27 protein-coding genes are annotated in these 25887 nt (G+C 38.5%); 1 reads left to right on the forward strand and 26 read right to left on the reverse strand.

What is annotated here, in order from left to right; all coding sequences use genetic code 11:
* From LQ216_RS06970 to LQ216_RS07085, 25 genes are all read right to left on the reverse strand, one after another.
* Positions 1-105, reverse strand: a 105-nt coding sequence (locus LQ216_RS06970; protein ID WP_230128795.1) for a transposase, incomplete at its 3' end; no start/stop codon positions are given.
* A 306-nt stretch (positions 106-411) separates the two neighbouring features.
* A complete protein-coding gene (locus LQ216_RS06975; protein WP_230128317.1) occupies positions 412-1155 on the reverse strand; it encodes a TatD family hydrolase in 744 nt (247 codons plus the stop codon).
* Positions 1148-2578 (reverse strand): Qat anti-phage system QueC-like protein QatC, encoded by a 1431-nt coding sequence (qatC, locus tag LQ216_RS06980; protein WP_230128319.1) that lies wholly within the window; start codon positions 2576-2578, stop codon positions 1148-1150. Before qatC ends, LQ216_RS06975 begins: the two co-directional genes overlap by 8 nt.
* The gene (locus LQ216_RS06985; RefSeq protein ID WP_230128321.1) at positions 2571-3290 is read right to left on the reverse strand and encodes a hypothetical protein; all 720 of its coding nucleotides are present in this window, start codon (positions 3288-3290) and stop codon (positions 2571-2573) included. The genes qatC and LQ216_RS06985 overlap by 8 nt, the downstream gene beginning before the upstream one ends.
* Before the next feature lie 3 nt (positions 3291-3293).
* Positions 3294-5165, reverse strand: a complete 1872-nt coding sequence (locus tag LQ216_RS06990; protein ID WP_230128323.1) for a P-loop NTPase fold protein — start codon at positions 5163-5165, stop codon at positions 3294-3296.
* 526 nt (positions 5166-5691) lie between these two features.
* Entirely contained in the window at positions 5692-6156 is a 465-nt protein-coding gene (locus tag LQ216_RS06995; protein WP_230128325.1) for a hypothetical protein, read from the reverse strand.
* 233 nt (positions 6157-6389) lie between these two features.
* A complete protein-coding gene (locus LQ216_RS07000) occupies positions 6390-6983 on the reverse strand; it encodes a hypothetical protein (protein ID WP_354958621.1) in 594 nt (197 codons plus the stop codon).
* Positions 6932-7210, reverse strand: coding sequence for a hypothetical protein (locus tag LQ216_RS20480; protein WP_354958623.1), 279 nt, complete (start codon positions 7208-7210; stop codon positions 6932-6934). The genes LQ216_RS07000 and LQ216_RS20480 overlap by 52 nt, the downstream gene beginning before the upstream one ends.
* A gap of 121 nt (positions 7211-7331) precedes the next feature.
* Positions 7332-7970: a hypothetical protein gene (locus tag LQ216_RS07005; protein ID WP_230128327.1), complete on the reverse strand. Its 639-nt coding sequence runs from the start codon at positions 7968-7970 to the stop codon at positions 7332-7334.
* 407 nt (positions 7971-8377) lie between these two features.
* Positions 8378-8734 carry a hypothetical protein gene (locus LQ216_RS07010; protein WP_230128329.1) on the reverse strand — a complete coding sequence of 119 codons (357 nt, stop codon included), beginning with the start codon at positions 8732-8734 and terminating at the stop codon, positions 8378-8380.
* Between the two features lie 456 nt (positions 8735-9190).
* A complete protein-coding gene (gene rlmD / locus LQ216_RS07015) occupies positions 9191-10591 on the reverse strand; it encodes a 23S rRNA (uracil(1939)-C(5))-methyltransferase RlmD (RefSeq protein ID WP_230128797.1) in 1401 nt (466 codons plus the stop codon).
* Entirely contained in the window at positions 10554-11462 is a 909-nt protein-coding gene (locus tag LQ216_RS07020; protein WP_230128331.1) for a DNA-3-methyladenine glycosylase, read from the reverse strand. The genes rlmD and LQ216_RS07020 overlap by 38 nt, the downstream gene beginning before the upstream one ends.
* Positions 11463-11565: 103 nt before the next feature.
* Entirely contained in the window at positions 11566-12351 is a 786-nt protein-coding gene (gene pdaA, locus LQ216_RS07025) for a delta-lactam-biosynthetic de-N-acetylase (protein WP_230128332.1), read from the reverse strand.
* 110 nt (positions 12352-12461) lie between these two features.
* Complete coding sequence (locus tag LQ216_RS07030) at positions 12462-12674, reverse strand: hypothetical protein (RefSeq protein WP_230128333.1); 213 nt, start codon at positions 12672-12674, stop codon at positions 12462-12464.
* Positions 12675-12831: 157 nt separating this feature from the next.
* Positions 12832-13587 (reverse strand): response regulator, encoded by a 756-nt coding sequence (locus tag LQ216_RS07035; protein ID WP_230128799.1) that lies wholly within the window; start codon positions 13585-13587, stop codon positions 12832-12834.
* 5 nt (positions 13588-13592) lie between these two features.
* Positions 13593-14834, reverse strand: a complete 1242-nt coding sequence (locus LQ216_RS07040) for a PocR ligand-binding domain-containing protein (RefSeq protein ID WP_230128334.1) — start codon at positions 14832-14834, stop codon at positions 13593-13595.
* 206 nt (positions 14835-15040) lie between these two features.
* A complete protein-coding gene (locus tag LQ216_RS07045; RefSeq protein ID WP_230128335.1) occupies positions 15041-15595 on the reverse strand; it encodes a cob(I)yrinic acid a,c-diamide adenosyltransferase in 555 nt (184 codons plus the stop codon).
* Between the two features lie 142 nt (positions 15596-15737).
* Positions 15738-16175, reverse strand: a complete 438-nt coding sequence (locus LQ216_RS07050; protein ID WP_230128336.1) for a heme-binding protein — start codon at positions 16173-16175, stop codon at positions 15738-15740.
* An 18-nt stretch (positions 16176-16193) separates the two neighbouring features.
* Positions 16194-16526 (reverse strand): glycerol dehydratase reactivase beta/small subunit family protein, encoded by a 333-nt coding sequence (locus tag LQ216_RS07055; protein WP_230128337.1) that lies wholly within the window; start codon positions 16524-16526, stop codon positions 16194-16196.
* Positions 16523-18361 (reverse strand): diol dehydratase reactivase subunit alpha, encoded by a 1839-nt coding sequence (locus LQ216_RS07060; RefSeq protein ID WP_230128338.1) that lies wholly within the window; start codon positions 18359-18361, stop codon positions 16523-16525. The genes LQ216_RS07055 and LQ216_RS07060 overlap by 4 nt, the downstream gene beginning before the upstream one ends.
* A 4-nt stretch (positions 18362-18365) precedes the next feature.
* On the reverse strand, positions 18366-18800 hold the full coding sequence (locus tag LQ216_RS07065; protein ID WP_230128340.1) for a diol dehydratase small subunit: 435 nt from the start codon (positions 18798-18800) through the stop codon (positions 18366-18368).
* Positions 18801-18812: 12 nt separating this feature from the next.
* Complete coding sequence (locus tag LQ216_RS07070; protein ID WP_290369239.1) at positions 18813-19391, reverse strand: propanediol/glycerol family dehydratase medium subunit; 579 nt, start codon at positions 19389-19391, stop codon at positions 18813-18815.
* 12 nt (positions 19392-19403) lie between these two features.
* The gene (locus tag LQ216_RS07075) at positions 19404-21071 is read right to left on the reverse strand and encodes a propanediol/glycerol family dehydratase large subunit (protein WP_230128342.1); all 1668 of its coding nucleotides are present in this window, start codon (positions 21069-21071) and stop codon (positions 19404-19406) included.
* Between the two features lie 368 nt (positions 21072-21439).
* Positions 21440-23014, reverse strand: coding sequence for a fumarate hydratase (locus LQ216_RS07080; RefSeq protein ID WP_290369240.1), 1575 nt, complete (start codon positions 23012-23014; stop codon positions 21440-21442).
* 205 nt (positions 23015-23219) lie between these two features.
* Positions 23220-23408 carry an SE1561 family protein gene (locus tag LQ216_RS07085; protein WP_230128344.1) on the reverse strand — a complete coding sequence of 63 codons (189 nt, stop codon included), beginning with the start codon at positions 23406-23408 and terminating at the stop codon, positions 23220-23222.
* A 152-nt stretch (positions 23409-23560) separates the two neighbouring features.
* Here LQ216_RS07085 and yfkAB point away from each other — a divergent pair, with 152 nt between their 5' ends.
* The gene (gene yfkAB / locus LQ216_RS07090) at positions 23561-24688 is read left to right on the forward strand and encodes a radical SAM/CxCxxxxC motif protein YfkAB (RefSeq protein ID WP_230128346.1); all 1128 of its coding nucleotides are present in this window, start codon (positions 23561-23563) and stop codon (positions 24686-24688) included.
* A 199-nt stretch (positions 24689-24887) separates the two neighbouring features.
* Here the strand turns inward: yfkAB and LQ216_RS07095 are convergent, their stop codons facing one another.
* On the reverse strand, positions 24888-25706 hold the full coding sequence (locus LQ216_RS07095) for a YfkD famly protein (protein ID WP_230128348.1): 819 nt from the start codon (positions 25704-25706) through the stop codon (positions 24888-24890).
* Between the last annotated feature and the right edge of the window lie 181 nt (positions 25707-25887).

A 25887-nucleotide genomic window follows, 5' to 3' on the forward strand; every position in this document is an offset into this window, starting at 1 on the left:
ATCGTACTCACGAATAATATCCTTTCTTGGCTTCCCATTCTGATACAGCTGCACCATTTGATTTTTAAATTCTTCTGAAAACGTTCTTCGTTCTCTTTTAGTCATCGTAGATTCTCCTCAACTATTGCATTAGTAGTCTACTTGACCTTGAATTTTCTGTCTAGATAAGTGTAGCCGTTCCAATTTTTCAAAATAAGAATGACAATCATCATTTTAAGGTGGTTGTTTCGTAAAGCAAAAAGGACAGTCTTTCTCATTAAAAATTGTCCTTTCGAGGCACGTACCGCCAAAAGCTCCGCAATCTATCTTTTACCAAAAAACGTTCCAGATTTTCCGTTCTGAGATGACATTTTCACGCTTTCATGCTAATTTCTCTGTTCTGAGAAGACACTGCTTTATTTTGTTTAAAAATTATTCATTTAAAGAATCTCTTTGTTTTAATAATAGTCTTGCCAGATTTTTATAGATAATTTCTTCAAATTGTTCTACTTCTAATTTTTTCGAGAATTGATAATAAATTTCAGGCAAATTATATGGATTCCCTTTTAGAAATGTTTTACCAAAAGGAGCGTCTGTTTCAATTAAGAGTCTATCTATAGGGATGGACTTGATAATATCGAAACCTTTCTTTGAAGCTAACATAGAATAGTTGACTGAAAAGTAATACCCTTGTTCTATGATTCTGTACATCAATTCTTTATTGCCCGAAAACCAATGGAACACTGCATATTCTACTTTGTTATCTAACAGCATTGCTAATACATCCTCTTCTGCCTTCCGAGAATGAATTGACATAACTCTTTTCGTTTTGGACGATTGGGAACAAATATAATCAAACGCCCTTTGTTGTTCATCTTTTGTATGAACGAATTCCTTAGAATAATCTAATCCTACTTCGCCAACATACTTTGTAAAAGGAAGCATCGCATCAAATAGATACTGATTGAACTTGTACTTTCCAGCTAATTGAGGATTATAACCCAAACCTAATTTAACATACTTGCTATCTGGAAATTCATTTTTACACTTCTGAAAAATCTCTGGCAAGTTAGTAACAAATAAAGCATATATTTTATTTTTATCAAAAGAGCAAAACATCTGAGTATAATTTTTAAAATAGTCGATATGGATATGCATATCGGATAAGTTACTCATCAATTCCAAATTCCTCTATACCAGCATATTCTATCAATCCGTTATCAATACTTATCATCATTTCCATTAACTCTTCCATAGATTGACGATAAACCTTTTCGTACCCATCTAACTCTTCGCTAACCAATGGACCCTGTCTCAATAAAAGACTTCTAATATATTCACTATCATCCCTATGCTTAATATACCGCTTTAAACTAAAGAGTACAGCTTTCAAATCACTCGCTCTTCCTTGAATATTATTATGGTTTAAGATGAAATCTCTACCTAATTGGTATAAAGGGTTATAACAAGTTTCATCCTGCTCTATTTTTGTAAAGGAAGCCATTCTAATTAAGCATGGATAACAATAACCACAATTACAAGGTGTCACAACTTTATCGCTACGCTTTTTATCATACCGAGATAAGCAAGGATGTGAACAAGAAAGGGTTCGATGACTCTTCTGTTTGAAAACAGCATTATTTTTATGTTCTTCTAATATTTCTCCTTTTGACTTATTCCAATAAAAATTTGATACTCTATTTTCTATACCTATTTTCTTAAAAATTTTATTCAATGAATTTATGAAAATGGGATGTGTAGTCCTTGTACTACAACTCCCTGTTCTGCTATCAGTAAGAGGAACGTTTACACCTATGAATCCATTTTCAGGTATATAAACTGGTGTTTCCTTTCCTATAACTGAAGCTACGGACATTGCACCTGCAATGAATAGTAATGACCTACTTCGGCTGGTGCTCTCTCCTGGAAGTTTTTCGATTCTTTCGCCTCTTTGTAAGGGGGCAAATGGATTTACATTAAACAAAAGTAGCTCACTATCTAACTCACTGTATGAATCTCTTATTGAATCAAATAATTCCCTTTGTCGGTTAGTCAAAAGGTTGTATTCTCTAAAGCCAATGTAAAGAGTATTCTTTTCATTTTCTGAGAGTGTTAATGCCCCACAAAAGGAATCTAACCCTCCTGAAAACAAGCTAACTGAATCATACTTTTCAGCGGAAATGAGGTTTTTTGTGTTCTTTTTATCGCCCCTGAATCTTGAAGTTGTAGCCCGAAACTCAAATGTCCATTTGTCCCCACTTAAAAAGCCAATTGTATTTTCGAGCTCTTTCTTTACCATATTCCATTTTTCCAATTCCAAAACAGGTATAAACAACCTCATATTTCTTGTCCAGTTATCAGAAAAGTTTTTACGTGGAATTCTCTTATCAGCACAAAATATACTTGAAGCTATAATGAGAAAGTCTTCATTTACATTTGATAGATTTTCTAAACCAAACCTTCTCCACAACTGTTCCATATCGGTTTTGACATTGGATTTATTCTTCTTGTCGGATAAATTGAACAAAAAGAATTTCTCTTCAGTTGAACCACTTGGATTGAACTCGTCATTATTCTTATTAATCCATACATTAGTCATTTATCTCACTCCAAGCAGACAAGATTTCAAGAGCTCTTTTATAAGTATCGTTAATAATTTTATTTCCTTCTTGACCATTCCAATCTATATCTTGAATTTTCTTTGTCGAATATTTCTTTTCAATTGTGTTTCTAATATGTGTTTTTACGTTCTTCTCTGCAACTTCATATTTATCTAAGGTGTCAAATAAACTCAAGAGCTTTTCCGTAAAATTGGCAAAAAAACAATTTTGTATGAACTTAATAATGAACTCTCGAATAAAATCCCCTGTGTCTAATGTTTTCAATACATCTTCATACTCGTTGACATCATTTATTCCTTTAAAGAGCTCTCTCATCAACTCATTCATACTTTGGGTGGAAATGTTGTCATAAAATTCATTCCCACTATCACTAAAATATTTCAATAGCCCTGAACGAACATTTTCAGGTGTTTCGTTTTTCAAATGGGATAAACCTAATCGGTCTAATGTTTCAGTGAATCCATACTTTCTTACAGAATCAATAAAACTAAGTGCTTTCCCACTTGATTGGATTGCTCGTCCTGCATTTGAACCAGAACCTCCAGAGCTATTCAATGCTTTCGCAAAACTCGAAACAGCCCTATCTACTGATGAAGGAGAGAAATTATCCCTTACCATTTTTGTAACATCTCTTTTTACGTCTGGCCATAGATATCCTGTTGGTGGTAAGTAACCTTTTGATGTACCCATTCTTTATTCTCCCACTATATCCCAAAGTTTTTTATCTGTTTTTTTCTCTTCTATATAATATTTTTTCAATGCTTGGAACACATCAGAGTCCAATTGCTGGAAAAGTAGAATTTCAGTTAAAGTCACGTTTTCAGCTTTAATCTTCTTAAATTCTTCAAAAATTTTAGACTTATATTGAGGTAGAATATTATAAAGTTCAATTAAAGTCTCTATCTGCTTTTTATCTTGGTGATACCTCTCTAAAACACCCTTTAGAATTTCATTTCTCGTAACTTCATCCATTTCAAGCATCTGCTCTATTTTCTTTCTACGCAATGCCTTGTTTGCTTCAAGGTTACATATCTGGTTAATATACTTCCTTTCATCTTGATTCAAGTTTGTTGAGAATAATCTTCTATCTGCAACTGAATCCCTTGCTAAATAAAAGTAAGGTGACAGGTCTACACCAGCTAACCTCGGTTCTGTTCCAATCCATCTCTTAACCTTTTCCCCCGACCACGCTGTGTTTTTAATTATCTCTTCGAGTTGAGGAGATACACTTTCTTCTCTTCCGTTTAATATTCTTTCTTCAAGCATACTTAGTTGTATTGGAGTTCCACTATGTTCAAATTGCCATTGGAATAATTCTTTAAATAAATCGCTATCAAAGTATTCTAATACCATTAATTTAGCTAAAATAGAAAGATTGAAATCAATTTTTTGAATTTCTGCAAGCCTTTTCCTTATATAAAAGGTATTTAAAAATCTCTTAGTTTGACGTGGATTTCCCTTTAATGAAGAAGCAACAATACTACCTATACTATTAAAAATCTGTATTTGTTCTTCAAATTCCTCTTGATTTGTACTCTCTTTATATTTTGCCCCTTCCACTGATATTTCATTTTGAACTACAGCTATTATTTCTGTTCCAGAAATTATTTCACCCTTAATAAAAATTCCTTTTTCTTTTAATTTTTCAATTAGTTGATTTATCGAATCTTCTTCCAAAAACATTTCGGCAATAAGTAATAACATATAATTCTTAACGTCACTTTCAGCTAATTCTGCAATTCTAATAGGAAGTTGAACAATTTTTTCAATATAATCAACCGAAACATCTATTCCTTCAATATCTAATTGAGGATATTTTCTTTTAATAGAATATGAGATTATGTTTTCATCCATAGCAATTATAAAAGTAGTTCTTGCAACAGATAAAAATAATTTTATTGCTTCAAGTGTCTCAACGATTCGGTCGGGATTGCACCTGTCTAAATCATCAATAAGAATTATGAGATTATCTACAGATGATTCTTCAATAAGATTGGCAAAATCCTCACGAAATCCCCGAATATTCTCAACGATATTTTCTTGCGGATTTTCTTCCATATATTCCTTTGTCAATTTTTGCGTTTTCTCAATTTGTTCCTGAACCTTTTCTGGACTCTTAAAATCAGAGGCGTTTGGCATCATTATTAATGGAGGTAACCCTGTCATTCCACTGATAGCCCATGGAACACCCTGCTTTAAAACCGTTTTTCCTACCCCCATCCAATTAACTCTTTTCATTAAACCTTTAATTTTATCTGTAGAGCTTTCAAAAAAGGTTTGATTTTCTTTCATGCTTTGCAAAATCGCTTCCATTAGAGCAGTTTTTGCATCTTCATAGCCTTCAAACATCCATGCATTTACTTTGACCACAGCAATTTTCTTATCTGCATGAGAAGAAGTTTGTTCTTCTATTAAATGTAGTAATGTTGATTTCCCGCTTCCCCAATTGCCAAATAAGCCTATGGTTAATGGGTTCATCCTTTCACTTACAGCGATTTCAGTAATCAAGTCTGCATATGGCCGATAGGCAAGCATATCAATTTTTGAAGCATCATCAGCCCACATAAAATCATTCACCCCACTATATAAATATCATTTTCTTTAAAATATTTAGTCATTTTTCCTTATATTTCTATTGTCCCTTTTTTACTACTTAATTTCAAATATTTCCTATATAAAATGACAACCTGTTTTAATTAGTATCCACTACCCTATTGGTCGCTTTATTTATTTTAGCTTAATATAAACGATTTAAATTTTTTTTTGATGTAGTTGTCAAATATAATCGTTTCCTCATGCCCTTGTAATTCCTAACTTTTTTCGCTTTTTTCTTCCTACTTTCTTTTTACAAACCTTGATTTTCAGGGATTTTTCTCCAATTTATGTTCTTATTTTGTCCTTCCTTTCTCATGTATTTTTCTTGCCTTTAAAATCAAAAAACACGAGGGAAACTGGAGAAAAATCCAGTTCCCGCCCGTGCTCTGGTTACAATTATGTTTGAACATTTTACAAGTTATTTTACCTACTTTATTTGCCGATAACATAGAGGTAGGGGAAAGGGAATAGGCTTCTTGAAGCATTCAATTTACCTTCAATTGCCTTTAATATAATTATCTTTTGCTTGTTTTATTTGTTGTCCTACGAGTTCCCAACGGTTGTCCATTATATCAATATCCTCGATACTGATTTTCCCAAAATGTTTCTTGTATGCATCTTCCCTTGCATCATCTACAACTTTCTTAAGATTTTCCATTTCATATTTAATGATTGTCATTATCCATGAATTTTCAAATTCTTCAGATTCTAATTCAGAATATATTTCATCATGTTTCTCTAAAAGTTTATTTCTCTTGGCTGTCCATTTATCCCTATTTTCTTTATTCATACTAAAATCTTTTAAAATAACTTTAAGTTTTTCCAGTGTTGATGATAAATCAGTCAACTCCCTAAATTTCCGCTGAAGATGTGCATCTTCTTTTAACTTTTCTACAGTTTGCTTCAATTTTTGTTCTGTTATTTTAATAACCTGTTCTTCAAACACTACAACCATGTTCAATTATTCTTCACCCTTTTATAAAAAGTAAATGACTACCTTTTTCATCTTTTCATGTAATCCTTTAAGTACCAATGATTCATTTAGTTTCTTGCAAAATTTTATATACACCATAAACTTGGCATGAGTCTACTTACCATATGTTTTCGCAATGCTCCACCTGTAGCTATCAAAGTTAACATGGAAGACTTATACTTCTTAGTATTATACTAAGAAGCTGTTGAAAATAAATTTTATTAATTATTAATAATCTTAGTTCGGTATTCTTCCCAATAGTTCTCTTTGTCTCCCCATATATCATGTAACCATATGTACATCATTATTATTTCAAGGTACTGCTTTTTTCCTTTTATAAACGGTTTCTTTGAAATTTTGGTGTAGAGGGTATTTAAATTAAATGGGTTTGTTTTTTGCCTGTAATCATAAAAATATGGTTGCCATTTTTCATTGCTTTTAATTTTATGATTTGATGGCCATAAGGAGTCATCATCAGAAAAACGTACTAAATAATCAGAAACAAAAGCCCAAATATTCACTTTGTATTTATTCCAAGTATTTTCTAACCATTCGTTTATATCCTCAGTCAAAAATACTGATGGAGTATTAGCCTTTTCACTTTGAATTCTATGGTAATCTGTTATAAACAGGAATAGCATCTCTGTCTGCCCTTTTAAAAATGAATTCTTTTTAATAAGTTGAGCATAGCAATCATAAGAGCAACTTCTAAATTCATTCTCTGAATTGTACAGAAAAAAAAGTTCATCTTTTTTCAAATAACTTATAATAGAACGATGTATATGCTTTTCATGCACATCATAGATATTAACCAACCATTCATATCACTTTCATACATATCCAGTTGCTTACTGAACTTTTCTAAACGTTCTTCATTTAAAAATGTTTTTTGTTCCATTTCGTCAATATTCAAATACTGGTTAAAATATTCAAAAACATAATTAACACAAATTCTCATGTTTTCCATTCTGGAATCAATATCATATTCGTTTATTTTATCTTCCCTTTTTCTTTTTGAAATATATTCTTCAAGAGAAAGCATCTAAATTCCACATCCTATTTACTTGACCTAAAATAAACCCTTAATAGAAATATGATTGAAGTTCGATATTGATGTAATTCCTTTATCCTTTAAATCACTTATTATTTCGTTTTCAAGTTCCCTATTTTGTGCTAAACATTTCTTCACGAAAAGGACTATATTCCTCTTCAAATGCCATAAACCAGCTCCCCGTTTCATCCTGTTTACAGATAGCCAATCTTACTTCATCTAATCCTTGTGGAGTAAAGCTATTTGCACAAACTCGCTCTAATTCCAGTTTGTTGTCATAATAACGATAAACCATTAGAGCATTCGAATTTTGAATCACATTCTTTAGGATAATTAAGTCATTTAGGTAATTAATTCTTTCTGGCGATTCTATGTACTGTACCCCAATCACATTATGAGGAATATATCCTTCTTCTGTCCGAGAAAACAGCTTTTCAATTGTATCAACATCTTTATTCCATACATTTTCTCTTTCTAAATGAAGGGCAAGGTATTGGTATTGTTCATCACTATATCGTACATCATACTTCCACCAGGCTAAATCCATTGGTCTTGAACGTCCTTTAACCTTATCAAACTTAGAATCTTCTATAAATGTATCAAAACCAAGCATTTGACCTAGATTATCAAAATAATCGATTTCCCTTTTAGTAAACATTGACCGATTATGTAAGTGAGAAAAATTCATTCTTCGGTAATTCCTTACGTATCCTTCAAAATATTGCATTAGGTTGAGATACTGTTTTTCCATAAAATCAATCCTCTTAATTTGTCATTTTGTTATCTAAAATTATATGCTATTATCTGGTAATACACTAGAATGTAAGCAGAATAAAATTGAAAAATATGTGAGGTAAAGGTAAAAATTCCCCATTGCAAATTTGCTATGGGGATAATGTTTTTATATTCATATTTCTATATTGCCAGAACATTATCTATCCAAGTCTAAAAAAAAGCTTAATAGGTTATTCCTAACAGGATTGTACTGTTCGTAACTTATTCCATGTCTCTCCATTACATCTTGATAGGTTTCTAAAAGCTGGTCTATTTGATTATACTGATAATATATTCTTAGCACTGAAATATCAACAATTCTTAAGTCCTTTAAAACATCATAATATGTAAGCAGAAAATCTTCAGTAAAAGATTCATACTCTGTTAAGTGAACAATCCATTAACAATTAACTGGATTTTTTGCTCTTGTTGCTCGTCAATTACGTAATCTATTACATATCCTAATACTTTATCAATTTGTTCTTTTTGTTCATCTGTTTTATCTTTCATATTCCTTTGAACTTCATCTAGTCTCTTAAAAAGTTCTTCTGCAAATATTTTAATATTCCTCTCAAATCTTGTACGTTTATATCCCACAATTACTCCTGATAAGCCAGGTATTAACGATGCTCCTGTATCTACAGCAATATCTGCCAACATACTGGTAAATGACTCTTTACCTATGTCTGCTAATGTATCACTTCCAACATCAAGTACCGTATTTAAACCCATTTCTTTCAATGTATTTCCTAAGTCTTGTTTTTAGAGCTATTCACATCATTCACCCCACTACAAGTATTTAAATTAATTCTACTTGATAGTTATACTATACAAACCCTTTATCCTTTCCCCTTAAAAAGTGCAAAATTAATATCAATTCATTTTTATTACGATTATGATTTAACCTTTTTCCTGTACTATGTTACCACCAAATAAAGTCGTTCAAAACGCCCTCCTCCAACCCGCATTCTTACGTTCACATTTTTTTCCATTTAAAATAAAGTCATTCACTCCCCCCTCTTTTTCTCCATTTTTTGATTCGCTTTTTTACCACACCTTTATTTTTTGAATAAAAAAAAGTCGTGCGTAAGAACAGGGGTAAAGGCATGAGGAATAAGGATTTCTCACGCGTTTTTCCACACCTTATGCACAACTTTATTTTAATTTTGCTTCGACTTTATTTTAAAAAGCACGGGTTTATTTGGGGGTTACATTCAAACTAATCTCCGTAACCACCTCAATATGTGAAGTCTGCGGAAACATATCAACCGGCTGCATGTATTCGACTTTGTACAGCTTGCTTAATGTTTGCAGGTCCTTCGCGAGTGTTGACGGGTTGCATGATACATAAATGACTTTCTTTGGCTTTACTTTTAAAATCGTTTGCAGCAAGCCATCGTCGCAGCCGGTTCTTGGCGGGTCGACGACGAGGACGTCGGGCTTCCAGCCTTCTTTGATCCATTTTGGGACAATTTGCTCGGCTTTGCCGACTTCATATTTTACATTTTTGCGGTTGTGGCGCTCGGCGTTTTTGCGGGCGTCTTTGATCGATTCTTTAATGACATCCATGCCGCGTACTTCCTTTGCCCCATCTGAGAGCCAAAGTCCAATCGTTCCTACGCCACAATAGGCGTCAACGACCTTTTCCTTGCCTGTCAGTGCGGCGGCTTTTTTCACTTCATCATACAGCTTTACCGTTTGAACCGGGTTCAGCTGGAAGAACGTTCGGGCTGATAGCTCATACGAAAGGTCGCCCAACGTTTCGTTGATCACCTGCTCACCGGCCAAATGTACCGTTTTTTCACCAAAGATCACCGATGTATTTTTATTATTTACATTTTGAACAAGTGATTTAACTTCAGGTAGCCGCTCTTTGATTGCTTTAATAATTAAATCCTTTTTCGGCAGCTCATCCGTGTTTGTTACGATGACGACCTGCACCTCGCCTGTTTGAAAGCCGACCCTTGTGATGACCGTCCGGACGACGCCTTTTTTCTTTCTTTCATTATAGATTGAAATGTTCAGATCCTTAAAAATTTGCTTCACTGTTGTTGTTACTTTGTTGCTGGCAGGATGCTGGACCATGCAATTAGGGAGATCAATCAGATTGTGGGAGTTCAATCCGTATAAACCGGCGATGACATTCCCGTCCTTTAAGCCGACCTGAAATTGGCTTTTGTTCCGGTAGTTCCATGGGTCTTCCATGCCGATCGTTTCTTTAATCTGGTGGGGCTCAATCGGGAAGCGTGTATAGCGTTCCATTGATTGAATGACAATGTCGCGCTTTTCGACCAGCTGCTGGCTGTAGCGTAAATGCTGAAGCTGACAGCCGCCGCATACTTCATAGACCGGACATGGCGGCGCCACGCGATGCGGCGATGGCTTACGTATCTTTTTGATTCTCGCTTCCGAAAATTTCGTTTCTACTTTTGTCGCTTCCGCAACTATTTCTTCGCCAGGCAAAGCCCCGGGTACGAAGACGACTTTCCTTTTAAAATAGCCGACTCCTTCGCCGTTAATGCCGAGGCGTTTTATTGTTAAAGGAAAGGTTTGCTTTACCTCAAGCTTCGTATCTTGCTGTTTTTCCATCTTTTTCACTCCGTTTTTCAATGCTTCTCCATAAATATAGTGAAGCATAGCTTAAGAATGGAGCCCAGTCTTTGCTGTACGTCTCCATTTCTTCGATGGTCGGCTTTTGCGGCAGACCGTATAGTTTTTGAATCGCTTTTTGGATACCGATATCGGCTTTTGGAAACAGATTTGGCCGCCCGACACCGAATAACAGGAAGCTTTCGGCGGTCCACTTCCCTATCCCTCTGATTTGGACAAGCCTGTCGATAATTTCCTGATCCGTTTGTTTTGAAAGCTCATCTAAATCAAGAGCTCCATCTGCAATTTCTTTTGAGAGGCCGATGATATATTCGGCTTTCCTTGTGCTGAACTGAATTTCTCTCAGTTCTTCCACTTTAAGTTCCGCAGCACGTTCAGGTGTTGGGTAAAACCACACTCCATCAACTTGGAACCCAAACGTTTTCACGTAACGTTCCGTCAGCTTGTAGGCAAAAGCGAGGTTCAACTGCTGATGGATAATGCTCTTTACAAGACAGTTGTAATAGTCAAAATCCAATACAATCGCCGTACCGTGATGTGTTTCAAAAATCTCCATCAAATCAGAATTCTCGAAATGCGCGGCAATTTCACCCAACGGTTGATGCCAATGGAAGATTTTTTTTAACCTTTGGATCGTTTGTTCTTTTGTTTCCTCAAGCTTTCCTTGTATGATAAATTCAGGTTTGTGCGTCGTTCCGTTACTCTGCACGTCTATGACTACAGGTTTTCCTTCTATATAAAGCGGCACCTTGATTGTTCTTTTTTCTGTGTCGACTACATGAAGAGGATCAAGTAGCAATCGGTCCAGAACCAGATCAAAATTATAAGGTCCTTGAACCTCAAGCGTTTCCGTCCACATAATATCCCTTCCCTTTGCAGTTTTCCACGTATTATAGCATGTTTTCCGGAATATTACTTAAAAAAAGATGGTTGTCCTTTTTCGGGGACACCATCTTTCCAGTTTAATAAAGCATCCGCTCCTGTAACTGCTGCCCGATCATTAAATCATCAAGAGTTTTGAAGCAGTATCCCTGCTTTTTTAAGTCTGTGATAATCGAGTCTAGTGCATCCGCATTATCCTTCGATACTGTATGTAACAGCAGAATGGCTCCCGGATGGATTTGCCTCATGACTTCATTGTACGAATATTGCGCTCCTTTTTGCTGGTCGATTTGCCAATCCTTAAATGCCAGCGACCAGAATATGTGGAGATAGCCTTCTTCTTTAGCCACGGCCATTGTTCTTTCACTAAATACCCCGCGGGGCGGGCGCAGATAATTCATTGTTTTCTGTCCTGTTAGCTCTTCCGTTTTCTCCCTGACCATTTCAAGCTCCTGGCGAATCTTTTCGGTTGTAATCCCCGTCATATCCGGATGGTGCCAGGAGTGGTTTCCGACGATATGACCTTCCGCGGCCATTCGCTTCACTAGTTCAGGTTCTGTTTTTAAATAATGTCCCGTTACGAAAAAAGCGCCAGGGACATGTTGCTTTTTCAGCACATCCAGCACTTTACCGGTGTAGCCGTTTTCGTATCCATTATCAAAGGTAAGATAAATGTCTTTTTTCGTGGAATCTCCCTTATATACAGCTCCGTATTTTTTAATCATCTCGTCCAGCTTCTGGCCAGCCTCGGCAGCCATTCCGTTTTTACCTTTGTTAAATCCCCAGCCATAAGGTGAATTTGATTCAGCTGATACTGTATTTGAAAGCAACATGAATACCAAAGGCAGGAGTGCGAGATTTTTCATATTCTATCCTCCTGTTTTCATTTTTGCTTTTATTGTTTGAAAACTGGGGAAAAATATACAAAGGGCCATCCTTTTGATAAGTTTGGCCCTTTTACTGAGGGAGCCCAATATTACTTTTGGAATAATGCTCTAAGCGCTTTCCAAATGATAAACAACGAAAAAACGATGATGACTAAAACGGCAATGAAGAATAGCAATGGTTTAAGCGGGGCAAATAATGCAAATCCTGCAACAGCTGGTGTAAGAAAATCTTTTAATAGAACCAGTAACGCAAAACCAGCTAAGATAGCAAGAAAGAATAAAGAGTTGAACTTGCCTTCCATAATCAATCCCTCCCCTCAGTAATAATGTATGTACTGATAACTATATCTGTGAGGGCAGTGATTTTATGTTTTTCCCAAAAGAGCTAAGCCGCTCTTCCTATATAGATAATTTGTCAAGTCGACTTTGTGATCTAGGCATGTTGGCATTTCACCTACGTTACATGACAAAATTACCGAATGTATTAATTCGTTTCTTCCTTGCCATCAGAGATTGCTGTTGATATTGTGAGGGAGTAATCCCTTCGTATTTTTTAAATACTCTCGCAAAATAATTGGCATCTGAAAAACCGCATCTTTCACTTATTTCCATTACATTATTCTGGCTGTAGCTAAGATAATGCTTTGCTTTCTCCATGCGGCAGGCAGTAATATATTGTGAGATTGTGTAGCCCGTTTCTTTTTTAAATAGTCTGCAGAGATATTGCCCGTTCAGATAAACAAAATCTGATAAAGTATCTAAATGTAAATCTGAATGAAGGTTGTTTTTAATATATTTGATAATTTTGATGATATTTTCATTCTCACTGTATGTAAATGTTTCTTTTTTAGGCTGATTTACCATCGGTATATATTTAATCAATGTCTGTTTGATTTCATTTGGATGAGCAGGTTTTAATAAGTAATCATTCGCTCCCATTTTTATTGTTTGATGGACAAAGTTGGATTCATCATGTGCCGTAAGAAAAATTATTCGGCAATCAGGTACGTCCCTTTTGATAAGCTCCGCGGCCTTCAATCCATCCATAACGGGCATTTTAATATCCATAAGCACGATATCCATTTGCTTTTCTTTAGCAAGGCCGATTGCATCAAACCCGTTTTTCGCCTCAAAGAGTTGACTTATCCCAAACTGCTCTTTCTTAATAATCATCGTTAACACTTTTCTTTCCAAAGGTTCATCATCCACAATCATTAGCTTCAATTCAGAACACCTCCTGAACCAGGTATTGTAATCTGAACGACTGTACCCACGCCAATTTTGCTTTCAATGCCTGTAATACCGTACTCTATTCCAAAGTAATGCTGGAGTCTTTTATGTACGTTAGTCATTCCCATTCCAGTAGTATGGCTATTTTTTGTTGTTCTTCCGCCAGAAAGGATAGTGGATAGCCTTTCTTCCGGAATGCCTTCTCCCGTGTCAGATACTTCTATAAATACTTTGTTTTCCTTTAAAGAACCGGAAATTTTAATATCGACTTTACTATCCTGAGGCTCAAACCCATGAATGATAGCGTTTTCAATAATGGGCTGTATAGTAAAAATCGGAATCTTAATTGCTTCCACATCTGCTTCTATTTCTTGCTCAAAACAGATTCGGTTATGGAAACGATTTTGCTGAATATTTAGGTAATGTGTTATATAATCCAATTCTTCCTTTAATGTAACCATCCCGTCGGTGTTACGCAGGCTGTATCTCATTATCTTGGCAAGAGAGTACGTCACATTTTGGGTCTGTTCTGCGTTTTCTAAATAGGCCAGCCGTGCAATGGTATTTAATGTGTTAAATAAAAAATGTGGGTTTATCTGTGATTGCAATACCTTTAATTGTGTTTCCTGCAATAGTTTCTCCAGTTCTACACGATTCTGCAGCTCTTCCATTAGCTTTTGATTTTTTTCATGCAGCTCTTCTTGTGCCAGATAATTAGCTCCTACTTTAATTATATAATTGGCAACCATCTGAAGCATCTGAGCTGCGGCTTCAATCTGCTTCTGGCTAATGAATTTGATTTTCTCAAAATAAAGCTGCAGGAGCTCTTGATCAATTGGTAATTGTTTCGACTTCTCACGAATTTGTTCCAGCCGCTCTTCATCATGGCCTTGCAACAAGACTTGGCCGCACAAAACAGAGCCAAGATGTCTGCCGTCCAGAACAATCGATGCTGCTATATCTATCAAGCCCGAATGGCAATAATGTATGACTGGTTTACCTTGTTCAGCTGCGTTTAACCCCACTTTGCGATCTGAAGCTATACAGCATTGCGACCCTTGTTCAGATAAGCGGATTTGGGTGCAAAAATTTGTAAAATTAGAAGGTCTGGTGACAGGTATTCCCTGTTCATCCGCAATAATCACTGCAAAGCCTGTTGCATCTGAGAACCGCTCTTGGATTTCCTGTAAAACCTCAACATTTACTATATTACGCAATGTAAATATAGTCATGCCTACCTCCATATCCTTTATTTTTTTTATAAGGTTTCCTCTGAATTACATCATCTTACCTATTTCTTTCGCCAAATGAGCATAAAATCCTTCCGGTCTCAGATTCTAGTTATTACTCTTAATTAATACCTTTGGGTTCTAGTGGTCAAACAAAGCAATAAAGGGTCAAACATCTTAAGAGAAATCGTTAATTTTTTTTTATTAAACTATTCATTTTCATGTAAAGTTGGTTCAATCGTTGAAAGCTGCAGATTTACATATCGGGCAAGGACAAATAAATAGTCAGATAACCGGTTCAAATATTTGATTACAACCGGGTTTACAGGCTGTTCTTTATTAAGTGCAATCGCACATCTCTCGGCTCTTCGTACAATGGTTCTAGAGCTGTGGAGTGCAGCACCGATCGGGCTGCCTCCGGGTAAAATGAAATTAGTCAACGCGGGAAGGTCTTTTTCAATCTTGTCTATCTCCTCTTCTAAAAAAACAACATCCTCATCTTTAATCGGCCAACTTACTTTTTTTCCTGCGGGAGTAGATAACTCTGCTCCGACGTGAAATAGCTTTGTTTGAATGATATGTATCGTCTTCTTTAGCGTCTTCCAGTGTTCTCCTTCAGGTAAGAAGGAAAAGGCTAAACCTATCATTGAATTCGCTTCATCACATGTTCCGTAAGCTTCCACATTAAGTGATGCCTTTGAAACTCTTGTTCCATACACTAAACTCGTTTCCCCTTTATCCCCGGACTTTGTGTATACTTTCATTGATACATCTCCCTTTTTTTAATGGTAATAATACTGTAAACAGCTGAAACCCTCGGAACCAGAAATCATCAACAGACTGGTTCCTAAGGGTATAAGATTCCTATTAAATACGTTCATCTCTTAAAAAAATCACCCGCTCCATTTATTTGGAGCCACTAGAGATTAATTCTGACTCATTCAGCAATAAATCGGCTGCAGCCTGAGCTACGCGTATGTCATCTTCAACCGAGCCGCCACTCACTCCTACAGCACCAATGATTTCTTCATCTTTACGCAACGGGATCCCCCCGCCAAACACAACAACCCGGCCATTATTAGTTGTATTGATTCCATAAAGGGACTTCCCCACACCTGCTGCCTGAGCTAAGTCAGCGGTTGTCATTTTCATTGCTACAGAAGTCCATGCTTTGTTCTGAGCGATATCCACACTGACCAATAGAGCATCATCCATGCGGTGGCAGGCTATGAAATTCCCTCCTTCGTCAACAATACTAATAACCATTGGAACATTGATTTCCTTTGCTTTTTTTTCTGCACTCTCAATCATCTTTTTCGCTATTTCCAAACTGATTTGTACCATGTTCACATCCGCTCCCTTTTACAAAGATAATGGCAACCCTTTTACTAATCGTGCTGCATTCTTGCCTAGCCCACGCCCGCTTTGAATGCTACCTTGTAAGTATGGTTCTTTCTGATTTAATTTCTCATGATGCACACATACATTTCCATCTTCACCAATACCGATACCCACTTGAAGCGGGGACATGGCCGCTGCCTCTGCTCCCAATTCAATAAAACTTCCTGTCCTATCCCGCGCAAGAAGCGAGAACGGAACACCTTCTTCTTCCAAACCAGCACATATCTCCTCAATCTCACCACGAGAATGACAATGATGATATAAAATCGGAATGTATATTTCGCGTTTGTTCATTTTACTACCTCTTGCCTGACAGACGACAGCACTAGACCGGTCGCCACTGCATTTCGAGGTCCTTCAGTGCCGCGTATATTGGCAAAGCCTGCTACAATGCCATACTTGCCCAATTCCTCTGTCAACATTTGCGGGATTTCGAAATCAAGTGCAGATCCCCCTACCATGACAACAAAAGACAAATGCTTTAAATTGCCTGTTGGAATGATACGCTTTAAAGCCCGGCGTGCATTTGTTACAAATACTCTGCGTTTAGCACTACGTCTTATCTCCCTAATTTTGTCCATAGAAGCTTTAGTTGTTAAAGGAGTTAAATCATTCTCTTCCCTAATGACTACTTTCCCAAATGTATACGAGGGAAAAGGGTTTTCGGAAAATAAAATCGTTCCGTCTTCCAGCTGCATATGGAATAAACTTAATACTTTGCCTAGTGGATATTTTTTTATTTTTTCGGCCAGTTCCTTGTCTGCTAACGCTAATTCTGAATTAATTAACATCGTGACCATATCACCTGCACCTGCTAAGTGGCTTGAGGTGATTTTGCCCGCTTCATTCATCATGGCTGCATCAGTTGAGCCCCCGCCCATATCGAGAATCACAATTGGTTTTCGTGTACCGGGCGTAGTTAAGGCTCCTAGTATCGCCATCTCCGCTTCAACACCGCCGATTTCAACTGCTATTCCAACTTCTTCTTCCAATAAAGAAGCTACTCTTTGGACGGGTACTTTATCGGTCTTAACCATAGAGGCTAAAGCAACACCACTTTCCATGGAAAGCTCTCCAGCCATCGATCCGCTAATAGAAGTTGGAATAACTGCATCAACAGCAAGAAAATCTGAGATCTTGATCTCGCTTGGGGATTGTCCGGTGAGCTCTGCTAGGTCATGGCGCAGACCGTTAAACATGCCTCCGACGTTCGTCCCGGTTTCACCTTGGACGTCTATCAACTCTTCCAATTTGTCATACGTACTCATAATCGATTCTGCTCCATCATTAATGGAAACTTCCAGCTGCTGGTTATTGGAACCTATTAATATGACATGGCCCGCTTCTATTTTCCGTTCTACCACTTCTCCCTGGGGTGTGCGGATTACAACCGCCGAGCGGTTACCTACTAATGCTTTTGCGACTAGCGCGATCTGGATCGTTTGGTCAGGATCTAATTGAAAGACGGTGGAAAGGCCGTATGGATTGCTTAAGGTACGAATCACATGGCCGGGTAAAGCGACTTCAATTGCAGCCTGCTTGTTTAGAGGAACTTTTTCTATCAAAGATACCTCATCGACGATTGGTATTTTTTTATTTAGACGGTTGTGTATTAATACGCCGTCATCTTTTTGAACAATCGCTCCAGTGATCGTTATTCCTTTTCTTGCTGCTTCGTTTAGCCGGTGGGCCACCCATTCATAGTCGAAAGATTTAGGAATGACCGCGATAAAATCTTCATCTGTTTTCTGTAACTCAGATAATTGATCAATTAACACGGTTGTTCCCACACCTATTCCAGCTCCCCCAGGAGTATCTGGATTGTGGCCGATCATTGAAGATTCAGTGATGATCGTTTCACTAATCAGATCCATCGCTAAGTCGCCAATAACCGGAACAGCATCATTCAAGCGAATAAGATTAATATCCGTTAGTTTAATGCCTGCCTTCTTGGCTGCTTCACTTAATGCAAGGCGAATCCCTTTTACATTATCTGTAGTCCCTTTTATGCCCGTTGTTTTGACTAAGTGCTGCGACAGAAAACGGGCTTGCCCACTATGAACACTTGAGATCGCTACCTCAGTCGATGAATTGCCAATATCGACACCGACTAAAATTTTCGTTGCCATTCCTTCAGTCCTCTAGTTTCTTTAATCGGCCACGTCTCTCATATACATCCGCAGCTTCACGAATTAATCCGGCATTTTCGATTGCTCCATATTTCGTTTCTAATTCATCGGCTATCACTAATAGTTCTTCTTTGGTGGAACGGTTAGGACGCAGAGCATTATAGATCTCCAATATACGCGCATCTGATATACTGATCATTTCGGCTGCCCGGCGGAAATTTTTCGCCAGCTGAGTTCTTCCTAAACTTTCACTAATATCCGCATGCATTTCAAGCGTTTTCGGACTGATACGCAAATCTGCCGCTGTTACTTCTCCCTTTAATGCAGCATCCAATGTCAAATCTTTATAGGATTTTTGCGTAGGCGTAAATAACAAATCCGGACTCTTTGAACCGAGCGGATAATTTTCTCTGGTTAATGTTTTTGTTTGATTTTCCATCTGCTTCTCCTCCTAGTCCTTAATTAGGAATTCTGCTTTTAATTCAACCGGCTTATGGTCCTTAATAATGGACTGGCACTCTTTTAAATAAAGCAGAGCCGCCGCCGCTTGGTATTTTGGACGGGCCATTTGATCATTTACGACTGGTACAGGACTCGGGCTTTCTCCTAGAGCGTACATCGCTGCATTCCGCCCAATCGCCCGGTATGTTTCTAACGTAATTAATGGAGATTGAGGAAATAACTCTAAATTGCTAAGTGGATCTAAGTCACGTTGATGAATGACTGTCGTGCCGCGCGATTGCAGTCCAATACCGATCCCTGAACCGCTCATTTTCGCTGCTCCGTGAGCCATAAAAGCTAAGTCAGCTGTACGCAAGCTACGTATTACCCGCGGAACCGCCCCTTGCTCTTCAATCCCGGAAATAACTTCACGCAGCACGAGAGCATGATCGATTTTCACAATTGTTTTGTTCATTTCTTTTCCAAAAGCAGGAGCTACAGCGATAATGACCTCTCTTGGATTTGTTCCTTTTGTTGCAGGTCCAATTTCGGTTAATTTCATCTCAACAGTAAACGTTGCTGTCGACATCTCAATTCCTCCTTAATCAAAGTCTTTTGGACTGATGGCCTGGCGGATTCCTTTGATTTCTTCCCATCTTTCTTCGCTTAACCGATAACCTGTTCCGGGCCCTTGGTAATCGTTTTCATCATTAACCGCGCTTATCACGACATTATCTTTATTAATAATCGCTGATGTATGCAAATAGTCGCCTGCTACCCTTTGTTTCAACATATTAAAAACTCGTTCCGCTGTTTGTCTGTAGCCGCGTTTCGCCAAAATTAACGCAATGTCAAATCCTGATATGCCGTCACGCAAAATTCGCTCAGCTGATTTCAAATCTTCGACCACATTTCTAGGAGGCATATCCTCGCTGCTGTTGCCATAAGTAGCGGCTTCAACCTCTTCATCTGTGATGACCGGGAATCCAAGCTCTTCGAAAATAGCTTGCATTGCCTTCGCCGCCTGATAACGGACCTCAATAACGCTTTCTTCATCGACCGGTTTTAACCCGCCGTCCACCATCATATCCCGCTGAATAATTAAGTAATCGTCGAGGTCGCTGGAATCCATATTCGATCCGGCAAACATATCCTCATTGTTCGGTACAGCGCTAAATCCGGAAAAAATAAAGTCTGTACCCGGAAGCATTTGGGTAAGCATCTTTGCACTTCTGCGGATTTCAGAATGTGAAAAGGTCTGGTCATTTCCAGAGGCTACTTCCATATCAAACAGAGTCGTAGCCAGATTTTCCGCTAATACGGCGCGAATTCCGCTCGGTACAGAAGCCGGAATGCCTATACAGCTAATCGACCCATTTTGCAGACCTTGTACACCGGCTCCTTTGGCCATCATGACACAGCGAATTTCTAAATAAAGCATTGATTTCCCTTCGGCACCGGCCATTTGTACTTCTGAACCCGTACCCGAAGTAAAACGCATTTTCGCACCGCGTGAAGCATAGGCAGAGGCTAGAAATGATTTAGACCAGGGAGTATCATCTCCATCAATAAAAACAGGTTCCGTGCCATAAATGGAAATCGTTTCTGCATAAGAGGTTAATCCAAGCATTGCCAGGCGGAGTTCCGTTGCTTCTTCTAAAGAATCCTGCGTTAAGATCCCTCCCCTGGCTGTTTGGGAACCCACGAGTAAGGCTAGAGCATTAAAAGGAGCATACCTGACAACGCCAACCGTTGTTTCTTGTTCATCAAACCCGTAAAGACCCGCTTCCGCAGCATCTGCAGCCATAAGTACCGGATTATCCCGTACATTTGTGACATGGCATTGGTTTCCAGGTGTTTTCCTGGCTCTCATTTTTTGCAGAGCCATCATCATTTCAACAACATTCATATGATTAAGCACTTCTAGCACTTTTGCGGGAGTAAGCCCTTTACTTAATTCTAAAATCTCTCCCCGGGACACATTGATATCCACAAGTTTTCGGGCAATCTCGACGCTGTCTAGAGCTACTACTTGTTCAGTTACGCTAGCATCTATCATGTAATCTGCAATAAATTGATCCAACATATCAAATTCATCTCGTAATTTACCATCTAATTCTATGATCCTGCCATCTTTCACTTTGACAGAGGACTTGGGATCATGGGGACTAGACATAGCGACAAATCCCATTTCGGGCCATTCTGTTACAAATCCATCACTATTAACCGGTCTGTCTTCTAAAATTTCAAATCGTTTTGAACGTAGCATGCAGACGTATCCCTCTTTCTATAAATTATTTGTATAAAAAAGTATTTGTAGAATACGTGATTTCTTCTACTAGTTAGTAGAGCATATAAATTCTCTATTTACTTCTAGTTCTCTAGTGAATTTACTGAACGATATTTACTCTCGCTCTTAAGGAATGCCTGAATTTTCATCACCTACCTCCCTTACTATCACTATTTATTATAATTTTCTGATATTTTGTTGTCTCTAGAGTTTCATTACATTCATTAGCATTTTCTTCACCTTTTTATGCTAATCAAAAAAAAGGCATTTATCGTCAGCATATCCTCGAGATAAGGAACATGCTTTGATAATGCCCTGAGCTTTTTTATTATTGAGAAGCTATGAAATTAATTAAATACAGGTTCTTTAAATTGTGCCAGTTTTTCAAGTGAGGTTTGCGCAACATCTTTGTGGAGACTGTTTCCATGGGAATCCATCGTCACGACAGCCGTAAATCCTTCCACTTTCAGGTGCCACATCGCTTCCGGAATGCCGAATTCCATTAAGTCCACGCCTTCTACTGATTTAATGCAGTCCGCATAATACTGGGCGGCTCCTCCGATTGCGTTCAAATAGACACCGCCGTGTTCATGAAGCGCTTCAAGGGTTTTTGGTCCCATTCCGCCTTTTCCGATTACGGCACGGATGCCGAACTTCTTCATAATATCACCCTGGTATGGCTCCTCACGAATCGATGTAGTCGGTCCGGCAGCTTTTACGTGCCATTTGCCTGCTTCATCCTTCATCATAACCGGTCCGCAATGGTAAATAACCTGTCCATTCAGGTCAACCGGTGCATCATGATCTGATAAATATTTGTGGATGGCGTCACGGCCTGTGTACATCATACCCGTTATGTGAACGACATCGCCCACCTTTAATTCACGGATTTTCTCTTCTGTGATCGGAGCAGTCAATACGACTTCACGATTTGTCGTTGCGGGAGCAGTTTCAACGGCAGCAGCCGTTTCAACAGCGGCCAGTTCTTTTTCCGCTTCTGCAGCGAAATCGATTTTATCGCCTTCCTGATACAGCCACTCGTTGATTGTCCCGGTTTCCGGATTCACTTTTACCCCTAAACGGCGGAAAGCCCAACAATTATAGGCGACAGAAACGAAAAAGCTGGCAGGAATCCGATGCATGACACCGATTTTGCAGCCGAGCAAAGTTGTTTCGCCACCGAAGCCCATTGTGCCGATTCCGAGTTCATTCGCTGTTTCCGTTATATATTCTTCAAGCTTACGAAGATCTTCGTGAGGATTCACGTCATCTGCGCTTCTGAATAATTGTTCCTTCGCTAAATCATATCCGGAAGAACGGTCTCCCCCGATCCCCACGCCAATGAAGCCGGCGCTGCAGCCTTGTCCCTGTGCCTGGTAGACAGAGTGAAGGATGCATTTGCGGATACCATCCAAGTCCCGGCCAGCTTTACCCAGTCCATCAAGCTCGCAAGGAAGGCTGTACTGAATGTTTTTATTTTCACAGCCGCCACCCTTTAAGATAAGCCGTACATCTATGTAATCTTTTTCCCATTGTTCAAATTTCATGACCGGAAGGCCAAGACCGAGATTGTCGCCGCTGTTTTTTCCTGTTAACGAATCAACCGAGTTTGGGCGCATTTTGCCATTATTTGTTGCCTGGACCATGGCCTGTTTGATTGCTTCTTTAATTTCAAGCTGGTTAACCCCCACCGGTGTTTTGATCTTGAATGTAGGCAGTCCTGTATCCTGGCAAATCGGGGATACTTTATCGTCTGCCATCGAGATGTTTTGGGTAATCGTCGACAAGCTCATGGCGGAACGGGTTCCCGCATTTTCACGCTCTTTTGCACCCTTGATTGCTCTGCGAACATCCTTTGGCAGATTCGTTGACGTTTCAACAATCAGGTTGTACATGCTTTCTTGAAATCTCTGAATATTCATGGTTCCTTCCCCCTCTAACTTCACCAAAGTCATAAAAAAAGAATAATCAAAATTTTTCATTTCCCGTTACATTATACTCCTAACCCTTTGATTAGAAAAGATATCTGCTGTAACCGATTACAAGAGAACAAAAATAAAAAACCCTGTATCTAAAACAAGGTTTCCAGCATGTTCTCCCGTTCACAATCATAAAATGGAAAACAAATTATTCTGCTTTGCGCTCTTTAAATTGTTCTACTTTTATTTCTAACTCATCAATCAGGCTGATTAAACGGTCTATATCTTCCAGCCCTGTATGTTCTGGCTCGATGTTGTCAATAACCTCCATGAACATGGATAGGCGTTCTTTTAGATATATTAATTGATCATCTTTATTCGTTATCGATTTCCCCACGAATTTCACTCCTTTCAACCCTTATTATCCTAACGAAACATAAGAAATAGTGCAACTAAATCCTTAGAAATTGGTGCTCGCACATTGACATTGTCAGGCTGCTTTCCGATAATGAGTGAGGGCCTTAAGCCACAATAAGGAGTTTACATATAATGATATATACAAAAAACGACCTATTAAAACCGATTTCCCCTGAGCACGATCCATGGGAAGCATATATGGACATCAAACAGTACGGAAAACTTATGCTTACAAACATTGAATTAACGACGACGACTTTATGCAATATGAGATGCGAACATTGTGCTGTCGGTTATACACTTCAGCCAAAGGATCCCGATGCGCTTCCACTGGACCTTTTAATACAAAGGCTAGATGAGATTCCATCACTTCGTTCATTGAGTCTAACAGGCGGCGAGCCGATGCTTTCGAAGAAACAGGTGCAAAATTATGTGGCTCCTCTTTTAAAGTACGCGCGCGCGCGAGGCGTACGTACCCAGATCAATTCTAATTTAACATTGGATTTGGAGCGATATGAAGCAATCATTCCTTATTTGGATGTTCTGCACATCTCCCATAACTGGGGAACTCTCGATGATTTTATTGATGGCGGATTTGCGATGATGGAACGCAAGCCTACACGTGAACAGCGAGCGAAGCTATTTGAAAAAATGATTGAAAACTCCCGTGCTTTGTCCATTGCAGGTGTACTTGTGTCAGCTGAAACGATGCTGAATAAACGGACGCTTCCGCATCTTGCGCATATCCACCGGCAAATCGTTGAAGAAATGGGCTGCAGACGCCATGAAGTTCATCCGATGTACCCCAGTGATTGGGCATCGAACCTCGAAACCCTATCATTAGATGAGATGCGAAATGCTATCCATCATCTGCTCGATATCCGTGACAAGGACAATTGGATGCTGTTCGGGACATTACCGTTCTATTCATGCAGCAATAACGAAGAAGATTTGCACCTTCTTAAACGGCTGTATGGCACCGAAAAAGTAACCGTAAGAAATGATCCCGATGGGCGCTCTCGCTTGAATGTCAATATTTTTACCGGTGAAGTGATTGTTACCGATTTTGGCGATGCACCATCCCTCGGAAATATTGTCGACCGACCGCTTCAAGCGTCATACGAGACTTGGATGGATTCCAAGCTTGCCATGCAATTGAACTGCCATTGTCCTTCCGTTCAATGTCTCGGTCCGAACGTGCTTGTTAAAAATGCTTACTATCCCGAAACCAATTTCAATGAAAGAAAAACGAATATTTAAAATCAAGAAAATGATGAGTTTGAACCGTTCTTATAAATTTCCAATAAGAGGATCCCTGATTCAAACGGAAATCATTATGATTTAACCGAAACATCGGTCGATTCAAACGAAAATACCAGTCACTTAAACGAAAACAGAAATCGACGTTCTCAAGATTGTCCCATGAAAAACCCGGCCATTTTTTGTGGCCGGGTTGTGTTTATTTTGGCGTATTGCTCGCAGTGAAGCTGAAAGATAGCAGATCCTGAACAGGAATCCAGGCACCAATGCCCTGGGAAGTTACATTTTTCACAGATAGAGTACGTTTATTCCCTTTCAGGATTAAATAAACTTCTCCATAAGTCACTTTGCCTTTTTCGTTAACGGCCGACGAATAGGCATGCAAATATCCAAGCCTGTTCGCAGGAATGTTATAAACCTGATCTTTTTTGGTACCCGCGCCTACAATCGTTTCAAAAGCGAGTGGCAGGTTCGTTTTTTCGGTTGCCTTTAACAGCATCATTTTTTGGACATCCTCGGATGCCGGAATCTTGGCAGTCAGACCGCCTCGAATTGTTTTTTGCGCTTCTTGAACATAGTGGATTTTGTAAGGCACGTTTGTTCCACGGTTATCAAAATAATTCGTATTGATTTTTTGATACTCCCAATTTGGAGACGTTTCTGTCGATTGGTAATTCAATGCCCAGTGTCCCAAATAAACGGTGGCTCGATATCCAAATGCAAGTGGTGCTTTTGCAATGTTTGATTCATTCAGCATATGAATGAGTTCAGGATTTTCAATTTTCGTATCTGAAGAATCAATTAACTGCGTTGCAAGCTCACTAGGCTGCAATAATGGCAGATCCTGTGTCGGGTTTGGATAGGTATTTTCTTTTGTGATATTCAATACTGTTGGCGGTACATTCACTTTAGAAACCGCCGGCGCTTTATCCTCTGCTGACTTAGGGGTGGCTTCGGTGGTGTCCGGTAAAAAAACAGCCAATAACAGGGTTGCTAACAAGAATACAAGGCGTCTCATGATGTTGCACTCCTTTTACGAGATAATCTAATTTGTTATTAGATTTAACGGAAAGCCTTATTTTATACGTAAATCAATGCTGGAAAAATATTTTACTTTTTAAAGGTTCAGAATATTTACAATTTTACATTTATGTATTATACTTAATATAACCTACAACAAAGGAGGCGAAATCGTTCAT

Origin of the sequence: Bacillus sp. CECT 9360 (assembly GCF_918741275.1) — a bacterium.
Lineage (GTDB): Bacteria > Bacillota > Bacilli > Bacillales > DSM-1321 > Peribacillus.